The organism is Segatella sinensis, assembly GCF_040095255.1.
In the GTDB taxonomy this organism is placed as follows: domain Bacteria; phylum Bacteroidota; class Bacteroidia; order Bacteroidales; family Bacteroidaceae; genus Prevotella; species Prevotella sinensis.
The window spans coordinates 23,975-36,946 of the sequence record NZ_JBBNGE010000034.1 but is presented as its reverse complement, the minus strand read 5'-3'; the positions used below and the strand labels follow the sequence as shown (position 1 = coordinate 36,946).

Here is a 12,972-nt window from a genome sequence, read left to right as displayed (position 1 = left end):
CGATTGCTATGTTTCACTCAGAATGACCACACTGGTCAGACTGGATTCAAAATATGCTCCTTTTTAAAGTGGGGTCAGTAATTAAATAAATATATAGTACGAAATGAAAAAAATGATTTACATGGTGATGGCGCTAGCCTCACTAAGCTACTCAACCCAGACTATGGCGCAGTCACAGGGATTGCAGAAAAAGGTGAATGCCTACTTTCTGCAGTCACTCAAAGCACAGCAGAAAGCATTAGAGAAAGACGGTAAGGCGGAATTCTCTAAAAACACACCTCTTGACACCAAGCTCCAGGCTGCTATCGACGGCAAGGATATTGCCAACTACCAGAAGATGGTATGGACAGCCTGGTGCGATGCCAACAAGAACCTGCAGGAAGAAAAGCTCATAGAACCAGAAGATCTGACATTGGCAAAAAGCAGCTCCTGGAATCTGCCTCAGTGTCTGGAACCAAATGCGGTGATGCCTTATTATTATGGTAAGAAGGGAGTAGCTGCCGATGGTAAGTTCCCTCTCTTCCTGTATGTTCACGGATCGGGACCTAAGGACCATGAGTGGTCGAATGGAATCAAGCTCGGTCTGAGCTTCCAGGATTCTCCTTCCATCTATTTCATTCCTCAGATTCCTAACGAGGGTGAATATTATCGCTGGTGGCATCTTTCCAAGCAGTATGCTTTCGAGAAGTTGATTCGCCAGAATCTGGTAAAGGGTGAGGTGGATGCCAACCGTCTCTATGTATTCGGTATCAGCGAAGGTGGTTATGGCAGTCAGCGTCTTGCTTCCTTCTATGCCGACTATTGGGCTGCAGCGGGTCCGATGGCTGGTGGTGAACCTTTGAAGAATGCGCCTGTGGAAAACTGTGCCAATATCGGATTCTCTTTCCTCACGGGGGCTGATGATACCGGTTTCTATCGCAACGACCTGACCTGGTACACCCAGGTGGCTTTCGATTCTGCGCAGTTGGCTCGCCCATTGTCTGTAGATAAGACTCCTATCTTCCGTCATCGCATCCAGCTCTTGCCGGGTATGCAGCATCATATCACCTATGGTCTGACTACTCCTTGGCTCAAGCAGTTTGTGCGCAATCCATATCCTAAGACCGTGCTCTGGGAGGATTTCGAGATGGATGGCAGACATCGTTCCGGTTTCTACAACCTGCAGGTGCTGACTCGCCCATCAGAGTCTAGAACCTACTACGAGATGGATATCGACAAGAACGTGGTTTCCATCAAGGTGAGCAATGTGGATTACACCACTATCTTGAAGGATAAGCAGTGGGGCATCGATCTGAAGTTCAATCGCAGCTATTCTCCTGCCACTGGTGGTAAGTTGAGAGTTTATCTCAATGACCAGTTGGTCAACCTCAATGAGCCTGTAACCATCATGGTAAATGGCAAGCAGGTATTCCACGGTATTGCCAAGGCAGATTTGCAGGCAATGGTGAACAGTTGTGCGGAATACTTCGACCCATATCGAGTATATCCTGTTGCAATCGATTTGGCTTATTGATTTTAAAGAATGATTAGATGAAGAAAAATGTTTGTTTATATGCCATGATGGCTTTAGCCGTTATGGGATGTTCGCAAAATAACAAGAAACAGGAAGGCAGCTCAAAGGGGCTACCTTCTCGTGTTGAATCAGAGAGTAAGGCTGGGGCAGAGAAGGCAGATCAGTCTGTAGCTGGCAGTAATAATCAGTCTGCTTCTGCTGGTAAGGTGCAGGTGCTTACGGCTTCCGATTTCAGGAAGAAGATTATGGATTACGAGTCTCATCCCGAAGAGTGGGTGTTTGCAGGCTCCCGTCCTGCCATTATCGATTTCTATACCACCTGGTGTGGACCTTGCAAGATGATGGCTCCCCTGGTAGAATCTCTTGCCGGGAAATATGCCGGCAAGATAGATTTCTATAAGGTGGATATCGACCAGGAACCCGAACTGGCTTCCGTCTTCGGCATCCGCAGCATCCCTACCTTCCTCTTCATCCCGATGAAAGGTAATCCTACTATACAGATGGGTTCTATGCAGAAGGAAGATTTCGAGGAAATCATCGGAAAAATGATGGGGAAGTGATAAATGGTGATTTACTGCATACTTATAAGTAGGTATTTCTTGGCAAATATCTAGTTTTGATGATGCCCGAAATTTGGTGGTTTATCAGATAATATCTAAATTTGCACTCGGAAAAAATGTTTAATGTAATTAAAAGTATTATGGTATTATGATTATCGAAAATGTTCATGCAAGAGAAATCTTGGATTCTCGTGGCAACCCTACTGTAGAGGTTGAAGTTTCTTTGAAGTCAGGTATCATTGGTCGTGCATCGGTTCCTTCTGGTGCATCTACTGGCGAGAACGAAGCTTTGGAACTTCGTGATGGCGACAAGAGCCGCTATGGCGGCAAGGGCGTCTTGAAGGCTGTGGAGAATGTAAATCAGGTAATTGCTCCTGCTTTGGTAGGTTTTTCAGCCTTGGAGCAGCGTGCCATCGATTATAAGATGTTGGAACTCGACGGTACCAAGACCAAGTCAAATCTGGGTGCCAATGCCATCCTCGGTGTTTCTCTGGCTGTGGCTCATGCTGCTGCTGAGCAGATCAAGTTCCTGGAAAAGGGTATCAAGATGGGTGCTGCTAACTCTATCCTCATCAAGGTGAACCAGATTGGTTCTCTTACCGAGACACTGGATGCTATCGAGATGGCTCACCGTCATGGTTACACCACCGTTACTTCCCATCGTTCTGGTGAAACCGAGGACACTACGATTGCCGATATTGCCGTAGCAACAAACTCTGGTCAGATTAAGACGGGTTCTATGCGCCGTACCGACTGTATGGCTAAGTACAACCAGCTTATCCGCATCGAAGAGCAGTTGGGCAATAATGCAGCTTACGGTTATAAGAAATTGAAATAGGAATGAATATACGAAATTGAAGTGCATCAATTTCACCATGACAGAACACTATTAAATAGAATAGATCAGATACGAAAATAGATGGGCATGGATGACCGTGAGGGTTGTCTAGGCGTTTTATCTTCTATCATATATCTGCATCTTACATATTTAATAGGATAACTTCGATATATTTTACGGATTAAGATAAAAAGCAAAATAACAATGACAAACGTATTGATAAGTGCTGCCGGACTGTGCGGTGCCACCATTATAGGTGCCATCCTGGGATTCTTCGTCAAGGAGTTGCCTCATAAATGGAACGACGCCGTATTGGGATATTGTGCCGGAATCATGTTGGCGGCTTCTACGCTAGGACTGATAGTGCCAGCCTTCGAACAGACCAGTCTTTGGTGGCTGGTAGTGATTGGCGTAATGGCAGGTGCCCTGTTTTTGAATGTGCTCGATCTGGTGACTCCCCATCTTCATCATATCACGGGACTCGACCCCGAGGAGCATCGCAACAATGCCCGACTCAGCTATGTGATGCTCTTCGTGATGGCGATAGCCCTGCACAAACTGCCCGAAGGCATGGCGGCTGGAGTGAGTGTCTGTTCATCAGAAGGCGCAACGGAGTGGGGCGTTTCCTTCGGCATCGCCCTGCAGAACATCCCCGAGGGAATGGTGATTATCGCTCCTTTGATGATGGCAGGCGTTTCTGCTGCTCGCACCTTCTTCATCTCCATTTTCATCGCCCTGCTCGAAGTGGCAGGCATCCTGTTAGGTTTCGCTTTGGGTTCAGCCTCTTCTACCTTCCTCCCCGTGATGCTGGGTTTTGCCGGTGGAGCCATGCTTTATGTAACGAGCGATGAGATGATTCCCGAAACCCATGCCCATGGTTTTCAGAAGCAAGCCACCTACGCCCTTCTCCTGGGCTTCATCACCTTTGTGCTGATGGAGAAATATGTGTAGTCAGATTCTGATGAGCAGCATGTAGCAGAGGGTACAGAAAATTGAAGCCCAACTCATGCATATCATAAGTATGATACTTAGCCATCGTAACCATGATACTTAGCTATCGTAACTATCTTGTTTATGCCAGACTTACCCTACCCACCCCTAGAAGGGCAGGTCGGGGGCGGTATTCTGCAGGGGCTTGCTGTTGTTTGCAACGTTCTCTAAATAAGAGTGAGGGTGAACACTTGGCAATTTTATATTTCTAACATGCGCTGTATATACAAAGTTCTTTTTACTAGGGTTCACCCCGAAGCCGAAAAGGTAATACTTTGGGTAAGTGTTCACCCCGCTGTTCACCATTCAGTAACTTAAGATTGCAAGTACTTGTTTACTCTATGTCTCATGAGGCTGAACATCAGGCTGAATACTGAACTCTGAACACTGAAAATAGGGTAAAAATAGCGTTTTATGAATCTTTTAAATCCTATATAACCCATTGATACATATTTCTTTATATTCTTTAGCATGCGCTGCTTATAAAAAGAGTGAAACGCTAAAGTTCAGCTTCAGCCCTCCTCGGCGACAGTAGTAATGTGGTACGCACTCTTTATTCTTCCTTGATTTTCCAATCTCTGATAGTTCTCTGGGTACTGTCGAAGCTGATACCGATTTTAACCAGTCGCTTACCTTCAGAATGATAAGGCAACATGTAGTCTTTTTCGTCTATCTGAGCCAAAGCTTCTTCTGCACTCTTATCTACCTTCAGTTCGAAGACGTATATCGTATCTGGCATGTGCATTACAGCATCAGCCCTGCCGATGGCGCTCTTCACTTCCGTACGGATATAGATGTTGAGGAAACTGAACATCAGATAGAAGATAGTCTGATAATGCTTCTCGCTGTGATTCTCCAGATCGTATGGTATCGTAGCCATATAGGTGCGCATGTGTTCCAGTGCCGCCTCGATATCATTCCGGTAAACCGCCTTGCAGACCCCCAAAAGGAAGGCATTGTTGTCAGAACGGCGAGGATTCACATAATGGGCAATCAATGAATTGAGCAGTCCGTCGCGTACCTCTTTGTTTGGGATGCCCAGGGTATATTCCTGAAACATCGGCTCATATTTCTTGATGGTCAGATAGCCACTCTGGTAAAGCAATGGCAAGGCATCTGTCATTTCTTCTGTAGATTGGTCGAAGGAACTCAATACCGCCTCCTGACTTTCCAATGTAGAAAGATTGACATGATACTTATCAAGAAGTTTCAAGAGGAAGGACGGCGTGCCGGAACCAAACCAATAAGGAGCAATATCCCGTGCATTCAATGCCTTCACCAAACTGAACGGATTAAAAATATCTTCAGAATTCTTGCTGAAATGATAACCGTCGTAGAATTGTGTCAGCTCTTTCAGACACTCCTCATACGTCATATTCAGTGCTTCCCCCATAGCCTCGATGTCCGGTTTCATCTGCGTGGTAAGTTCTGTCTTGCTGATGCCGCAGATGGCTGAATACTGGTCGAACAGACTGATATTGTCGAGGTTGTTGAGTTCGCTGAAAATGCTGAGCTGCGAGAACTTGGTGATACCAGTGATGAAGGTGAACTCCAGGTATGGATCGAGCATCTTCAGAGGACTATAGAAGTTCTGCATGATGCGGCGGAGCGGTTGCAGGTTCTCTTTTTCATGCACTACGTCCAGCAAAGGGGCATCGTATTCATCGATGATGACTACAGCCTTTTCGCCCGTCTTCTCGTAAGCTTTCTTCACTAGGTCTTTTAGGCGGAGGTTTGCATCCACCTGATGAGTCTTATACCCCCAGATAGTCTCCTGCTCTTCAAGCATATCTGCCAAGTATCTTTCCAGCTGCTCCACACTCATGTGCTTGGCACCGCTCAAGTCGAAATGAAATACAGGATGCTTCACCCAATCCTTTTCATAATCTGCAATGGCTAATCCCTCGAAAAGTTCCTTTCTTCCCTCGAAATAGGCTTGGAGGGTAGAGGCAAAAAGCGATTTGCCGAATCGTCTTGGGCGACTCAGAAAAACAAATTTCATCCCTTTTTCTCTAAAATCCACGATGTATTTGGTCTTATCTATATAGAGATACCCTTTCTCGCGGATATCTTCAAAGGTCTGAATTCCTACAGGATATTTATTTACTATTTTTGCCATATTCTTACGCACTTTACGTTTTGCGCTGCTAAGGTACGAAGAAAATCTGAATTAGCCAAGCATAAATGCAAATATTTATTCTGCAACGATTATTGCATTCTAGGTAGCCTGGTTTAGATAAATAAAAAAGCGGAGCGTGATTTCACAACCACACTCCGCGCAAACTTAAACAACCAATAAAAGAAATAGATTGATCGTTCTTTGTTATATCTGATGAAGAGTAGCTCTTTTAGAGCTTTTGCGTTTTCTTTTTCTTAAACGAAAACTACAACTTATAATTAAACCAGAAAATTGCTTGTTATCGGATGAAGAGAAGCTCACGATACTTAGGCAATGTCCAGAGCTCATCGGCAACAGTCAACTCCAACTTGTCAATCTGATAACGGATCTCCTCCATCTTTGGAGCTACTGTGTCATGATAAGCAATAGCCTTGTCGTGCTCGCTCTCAATCTTGTTGGCTACCTTGCGGGCATTTACCAACTCCTCAACACCGGTCTCGATAATCTGAGTGCGCTCGGCAATCTTCTTGATGATATTGATGTTGCGGGCTGTCAACTTCTTGCCTTCCTCGTCACCGAAGATGTCAATCATGTTCTCCACATTCTTGGCCAACTGACTCTGATAGTGAGTAGCCACAGGGATGATGTGGTTCATGCTCAAGTCGCCCATTACACGGGCCTCAATCTGAATCTTCTTGGTGTAGGTCTCCCATTTCACCTCGTTGCGGGCTTCCAACTCGTTCTTCTTCATGACACCCATATCCTCGAACATCTTGATAGATGCAGGGTCGAGATAACGCTCGAAGATCTTTGGACAGCTCTTCTCGCAGTCCAGACCACGCTTGGCAGCTTCCTCTACCCACTCATCTGAGTAACCATTGCCGTCGAAACGGATAGGCTTGCAGGTCTTCAAATCCTGACGAACGATATCGATGATGGCAGATGTCTTATCCTCACCCTTGGCAATCAACTCATCCACACGCTTCTTGAAGTCGGTCAAAGCCTCGGCTACGGCGGTGTTCAATACGATCATCGCTGAAGCACAGTTTGCCTCAGAACCTACGGCACGGAACTCGAAACGGTTACCGGTGAAGGCGAATGGTGAAGTACGGTTACGGTCGGTGTTATCAATCATCAACTCTGGAATCTCAGGGATATCCAACTTCATACCCTGCTTGCCTGCCACGGTGAAGAGATCCTTCTTGTCGGCTTTCTCAATGTGCTCGAGAAGGTCGGTCAACTGCTTGCCGAGGAATGAAGAGATGATTGCTGGAGGTGCCTCGTTGGCGCCCAGACGATGAGCATTGGTAGCGCTCATGATAGAAGCCTTGAGCAAGCCATTGTGCTTATATACACCCATCAAAGTCTCTGTGATGAAGACTACGAAGCGGAGGTTATCCTCTGGTGTCTTGCCAGGACCATGAAGCAGGATGCCTGTATCTGTAGAGAGACTCCAGTTGTTGTGTTTACCGGAACCGTTGATGCCTGCGAATGGCTTCTCATGGAGAAGTACGCGGAAACCGTGATGGCGAGCCACCTTCTTCATCAAGCTCATCAGGAGCATGTTGTGGTCAACGGCAAGGTTGGTCTCCTCGAAGATAGGTGCCAACTCAAACTGGTTTGGTGCCACCTCGTTATGACGGGTCTTGCAAGGAATACCGAGCTCGAGAGCCTGGATTTCCAAATCCTTCATGAATGCCTGAACACGCTCAGGGATGGCGCCGAAGTAGTGGTCGTCCATCTGCTGGTTCTTTGCCGAATCGTGACCCATCAGGGTGCGACCTGTCAACATCAGGTCAGGACGTGCAGCATACAAGCTCTCATCTACCAGGAAGTACTCCTGCTCCCAACCGAGATTGGAAATAACTTTCTTGACATCAGGGTTGAAGTAGTGGCAAACCTCTGTAGCTGCTACGTTTACAGCGTGCAATGAACGGAGCAATGGAGCTTTATAGTCGAGTGCCTCACCGGTGTAAGAGATGAAGACGGTAGGGATACAGAGTGTATCATCGATGATGAATACAGGCGATGTTGGATCCCATGCAGAATAACCGCGTGCCTCGAAGGTAGAGCGGATACCGCCAGAAGGGAATGAAGAAGCATCAGGCTCCTGCTGAACGAGCAACTTACCTGAAAATTCCTCGATCATACCACCCTTGCCATCATGCTCGATGAAGGCATCGTGCTTCTCGGCAGTACCTTCTGTCAGTGGCTGGAACCAGTGGGTGTAGTGGGTTACGCCATTCTCGTCAGCCCACTGCTTGATGCCTTTGGCTACGGCGTTGGCGATGTTACGGTCGAGACGAGCTCCGTTGTCGATGACATCTACCAGTTTCTCATAGACATCTGCAGGGAGATACTTGTACATCTTCTGTCGGTTGAATACCTTCTTTCCGAAGAATTCACTTGGTCGCTCACTAGGAGCGGTTACCTCAACAGGCTTTCTTTTGGAAGCCTCTGAAACAGCTTCAAATCTTAAGTTGCTCATACCTTATATAATTTAAAATTTCTGATTTTCAATGTTTTTATAATCTGTTGGAATGTTTATTTTCCCAGCCATTTGGCGATTCTCTCCATAGCCTCCTTGCAGTCTTCGTGCTCACCGAAGGCGGTAAGACGGATGTAGCCTTCGCCCGAAGGACCGAAGCCGACACCTGGGGTGCAGACTACGCTGGCACCATAAAGCATCTCTTCGAAGAATTTCCAGCTTGGTGTATCGTTAGGAGTCTTCACCCAGAGATATGGAGCATTCTCGCCACCATATACTCTCAGTCCGAGTTTCTGAAGTTCCGCTCTCATAAAGTGGGCGTTCTCCATATAGTAATTGATGGTTGCCTTCACCTGTTCCTTACCCTCAGGGGTGTAGATGGCTTCGGCAGCACGCTGGCTGATATAGCTTGTACCATTGAACTTGGTGCACTGGCGGCGGTCCCAGATCGGATTCAATGCCACTTCCTCACCGGTCAATGTCTTTGCCTTCAACTCTTTAGGAACGATGGTGTAACCACAACGCACACCGGTGAATCCGGCAGTCTTGGAATAACTGTGGAATTCGATGGCCACCTTTCTGGCTCCACGAATCTCGTAGATAGAATGAGGAATTTCCGGGTCGGTGATGTATGCCTCGTAGGCAGCATCGTATAGGATGATGCTCTCGTTCTTGATAGCGTAGTTCACCCATTTTCTGAGTTCTTCCTTCGAGATGACCGTACCTGTTGGGTTATTTGGATAACAGAGATAAATCATATCCACACGGTGGTCTGGAATCTGAGGGATGAAGTCGTCGCTCTCATCACATGGCATGTAGGTTACGTTGCTCCACTTGCCATTCTCAAAGACTCCCGCTCTGCCAATCATCACGTTAGAGTCGATATATACAGGATAAATCGGGTCAGTGACACCGATGTTGTTATCCCATCTCAAAATCTCCTGGATATTTCCTGTGTCGCTCTTGGCTCCGTCGTTTACGAATACCTCGTTGGCATCCAGATGAATGCCGCGAGGCAGGAAGTCGTTCTTGATGATAGCCTCACGGAGGAAGTCGTAGCCTCGTTCCGGACCGTAGCCTCGGAAGGAAGCCTGCACGGCCATCTCATCCACTGCCTTGTGCATCGCCTTGATGACGGCAGGGCAGAGGGGCTGGGTTACATCACCGATGCCCAGACTGATAACTCGTTGTTTCGGGTGGGCAATCTTGTACGCGTTTACCTTCTTTGCGATGTCGGCAAACAAGTAATTGCTAGCCAACTTCAGGAAATGTTCATTAACTAATGCCATATTTTTGTTCTCCTTTATTGCGGTCTTTTTATCAACCTTTGTTATTTAAGTTTGCGTTCTTTTTTATTTTAATGTTGAGTGTTGAATGTTGACTTTGTGGGTGCAGCTAAATTCAACATTCAACATTCAACACTCAACATTCCAACTCAATCTCTCCTTCGAAGACGAAGGCGGCAGGTCCCGTCATATAGACATGGTCGTCTGCCTCGCTGTATTCTATTTCCAGCGTTCCGCCATCCATTACGATACTGCTCTTTCTACCGGCACGCTTGGTCAGGGCTGCGGCTACAGCTGTGGCACAGGCTCCTGTACCACAAGCCATCGTGATACCGCTTCCCCTTTCCCAAACTCGTGTCCTTATAATGTCAGTGTCTGTAATTTGTGCGAACTCGATGTTGCATCGTTGAGGAAAGGCTTCGTCTCTTTCTAGAATCTTGCCATAGTGGGCGATGTCGATGGTGTCGATATCATCCACAAAGGTTACGAAATGCGGATTACCCATGCAGACGTAGGTGCCTTCGAAGATTCTGCCATCGGCTTCGAGTACCGAAGGACCTCTGAATTGCTGTGGATTTTCCAGTCTCGGCTTCAGCATATCCACAGTCACAGAATCTACAACCTTCTTGTTATCCTGAAGATGCAATCTCAATATCTTGATGCCCGATAGCGTCTCCAGTCGGATGGTTTCCTTTCGGGTCAATCCTTTTTCATAAAGATATTTTCCGATGCATCGGCTTGCATTGCCGCACATCATCGCTTCTGAACCATCGGCGTTGAAGATGCGCATCGAGTAGTCGGCTCTTCTGCCATTCTGCGGCTTTCCGATGAGAACCAGTCCGTCGCTTCCTATGCCCGTGTGATAAGCACTCCAGGCAATGGCTGCCTTTCCGGGGTTTGGGATGTCGTACAGCTGGGTATCTACATAGATGTAGTCATTGCCCGCCCCATGCATCTTGGTAAAATGAACTGTTTCTTTCATATTGCGTTGTCCTTTAAGTTTGAATACTCTTCTTTTATCTCTCACGTCTTGCCTCTTGTGAGGCTTGACTTTTTGATAGTCTTTCGAATGTTTTCGATGACTATTTGTTTGATTTCGGTTGCAAAGGTACGACTTTTTGTTGGAATAGACAAGAAAAAACATACAAGAAATGAATATAAATTTTAGTATTCTTTCAATTTGTAATGAAGAAAGGCTGGATTACTTGCAAATTGTAAGGAGAATGCGATATGACTGGATAAATTTAAAATAATCGTGAAAGAGTAGCAACGAAAAGTTTTTGATTGCTTTAAAATGCTGATAAAATGTATTAATTTTGCATCCGAAAACGAACATAATGTAAAGAATGACTTGGTTTGAGTGACATTCGAAGATGGTCCGTTTTCAATAGAGACAATCAATAAAGGTATTACACATTATTAATTATTAAAGGATTATGAAGAAGATTGAGGCAATTATCCGCAAGTCTAGATTCGAGGATGTCAAGAAGGCACTTTTGGCTGCCGACATCGAGTGGTTCTCTTATTATAATGTAAGAGGTGAGGGAAAGATGCGCCAGGCTCGCATTTATCGTGGTGTGATGTACGATACCAGCAGCATCGAACGTGTACTTTTGAATATTGTGGTTCGTGATAAGAATGTGGAGCCAACCATCGCTGCCATCCAGGGAGCTGCACAGACTGGCGAAGTGGGAGATGGCAGAATTTTCGTGATTCCTGTACTGGATACCGTCAGAATCAGAACCGGCGAACGAGGTGATATCGCATTGTATAATGCAGAGAAAGAGGAATAATTTAAAATGTTGAATGTTAAGTGTTGAATGTTGAATTAGGCATTCTTACTTATCTTTAATAAATATTATTTAGTATTCTAATTTAACTATAAGATATATATATGAGCAGTTTATTGTTGACAACTCTTGATACGGGTAACACAGCGTGGATGATCATGGCAACCATCTTGGTGCTCTTGATGTCAATCCCAGGTATTGCACTTTTTTACGGTGGTCTGGTGCGCCAGAAGAATATCCTCAGCATCCTGATGCAGACGGTATTCATCGTGGCAGTAGTCAGTTTGATATGGGTGGCCTTCGGATATTCCTGGGCTTTCTCTACAGAATATGCGGATAGCGGCAACTCTTTGGCTTGCATTATTGGAGGTTTCGATAAGTGCTTCCTCCACGGTATCGGCTTGGATGCCATCATGCCAACGGGTATTCCAGAGCTCACTTTCGTGATGTTCCAGTGCATGTTTTCCCTCATCACTCCAGCCCTGATTCTCGGTGCATTCGCCGAGCGTGTCAAGTTCAGCGGTTATGTACTTTTCACCGTTCTCTGGGTCATCATCGCCTATCTCCCTATGGCCCACTGGGTATGGGGCGGCGGTTTCCTGCAGGAGATGGGAGCCATCGACTTTGCGGGTGGTACCGTAGTACATATCAATGCTGGTGTGGCTGCTTTGGTCATGGCACTCTGTGTCGGCAAGCGTGATGATTATCGTGCGGGTCATCCTATCACACCTCACAACATCACTTTCGTGTTTATGGGTATGTCATTCCTCTGGCTGGGATGGTTCGGCTTCAATGCCGGTAGCGGATTGGCAGCTGATGGTCTGGCAGCCAATGCCTTCCTGGTAACCCATATCGCAACAGCTGCAGCAGCCACCACCTGGATGCTCATCGACTGGATTGTCAACAAGAAGCCAACCACGGTGGGTGCTTGTACAGGTGCCGTAGCCGGATTGGTAGCCATCACTCCTGCGGCCGGTAGTACGGATATTTTAGGTGCCTTCTGCATCGGTATCATTTCCACCATCGTCTGCTTCTTCATGGTAGCCGTAGTGAAGGAGAAGTTCAAGTATGATGATGCCCTCGATGCCTTTGGTGTGCATGGTATGGGCGGTATCCTGGGATCTGTCCTCACCGGTGTCTTCGCTACAAGATACGTAACTGGAGCCGAGGGTGTGCAGGGTGCTCTCTATGGCGACTGGCATCAGCTTTGGATTCAGGTGGTAGCCACCGTGGTAAGCATCATCTACAGCATCGTAGTTACCTATATTATCTTCAAGGTAGTAGATAAGACAGTAGGTGTACGTGTTGACAAGCGAGTAGAGGAGGAAGGTCTCGACATCTACGAGCATGGTGAGAGTGCTTATAGCAACTAAGATAGAGAATGAATA

General features: G+C 46.4%; 10 protein-coding genes. 6 read left to right on the top strand and 4 right to left on the bottom strand.

The window, feature by feature from the left end:
• Positions 1 to 103 precede the first annotated feature (103 nt).
• The 4 genes from AAAT87_RS10225 (at position 104) to AAAT87_RS10210 (ending at position 3,862) form a co-directional block, all read left to right on the top strand.
• Positions 104 to 1,513: a hypothetical protein gene (locus tag AAAT87_RS10225; protein WP_428848574.1), complete on the top strand. Its 1,410-nt coding sequence runs from the start codon at positions 104 to 106 to the stop codon at positions 1,511 to 1,513.
• A 17-nt stretch (positions 1,514 to 1,530) separates the two neighbouring features.
• Complete coding sequence (gene trxA, locus AAAT87_RS10220) at positions 1,531 to 2,073, top strand: thioredoxin (RefSeq protein ID WP_349226350.1); 543 nt, start codon at positions 1,531 to 1,533, stop codon at positions 2,071 to 2,073.
• A gap of 148 nt (positions 2,074 to 2,221) precedes the next feature.
• Positions 2,222 to 2,911: a phosphopyruvate hydratase family protein gene (locus AAAT87_RS10215; protein ID WP_349226349.1), complete on the top strand. Its 690-nt coding sequence runs from the start codon at positions 2,222 to 2,224 to the stop codon at positions 2,909 to 2,911.
• A gap of 204 nt (positions 2,912 to 3,115) precedes the next feature.
• Positions 3,116 to 3,862: a ZIP family metal transporter gene (locus tag AAAT87_RS10210; protein ID WP_349226348.1), complete on the top strand. Its 747-nt coding sequence runs from the start codon at positions 3,116 to 3,118 to the stop codon at positions 3,860 to 3,862.
• Positions 3,863 to 4,454: 592 nt separating this feature from the next.
• Here the strand turns inward: AAAT87_RS10210 and AAAT87_RS10205 are convergent.
• From AAAT87_RS10205 to dapF, 4 genes are all read right to left on the bottom strand, one after another.
• On the bottom strand, positions 4,455 to 6,020 hold the full coding sequence (locus AAAT87_RS10205; RefSeq protein ID WP_349226347.1) for an ATP-binding protein: 1,566 nt from the start codon (positions 6,018 to 6,020) through the stop codon (positions 4,455 to 4,457).
• A gap of 298 nt (positions 6,021 to 6,318) precedes the next feature.
• Positions 6,319 to 8,508, bottom strand: coding sequence for a glutamine synthetase III family protein (locus tag AAAT87_RS10200; protein WP_298528824.1), 2,190 nt, complete (start codon positions 8,506 to 8,508; stop codon positions 6,319 to 6,321).
• Positions 8,509 to 8,564: 56 nt separating this feature from the next.
• Complete coding sequence (locus AAAT87_RS10195; protein WP_153098121.1) at positions 8,565 to 9,797, bottom strand: LL-diaminopimelate aminotransferase; 1,233 nt, start codon at positions 9,795 to 9,797, stop codon at positions 8,565 to 8,567.
• Between the two features lie 133 nt (positions 9,798 to 9,930).
• The gene (dapF, locus tag AAAT87_RS10190) at positions 9,931 to 10,776 is read right to left on the bottom strand and encodes a diaminopimelate epimerase (protein WP_349226346.1); all 846 of its coding nucleotides are present in this window, start codon (positions 10,774 to 10,776) and stop codon (positions 9,931 to 9,933) included.
• Between the two features lie 454 nt (positions 10,777 to 11,230).
• On the opposite strand from dapF, the gene AAAT87_RS10185 reads away from it, so the two are divergent.
• Together AAAT87_RS10185 and AAAT87_RS10180 are read left to right on the top strand one after the other, a co-directional pair.
• Positions 11,231 to 11,587: a P-II family nitrogen regulator gene (locus AAAT87_RS10185; RefSeq protein WP_006849503.1), complete on the top strand. Its 357-nt coding sequence runs from the start codon at positions 11,231 to 11,233 to the stop codon at positions 11,585 to 11,587.
• A 101-nt stretch (positions 11,588 to 11,688) separates the two neighbouring features.
• The gene (locus AAAT87_RS10180; protein ID WP_298528832.1) at positions 11,689 to 12,957 is read left to right on the top strand and encodes an ammonium transporter; all 1,269 of its coding nucleotides are present in this window, start codon (positions 11,689 to 11,691) and stop codon (positions 12,955 to 12,957) included.
• Positions 12,958 to 12,972 lie beyond the last annotated feature (15 nt).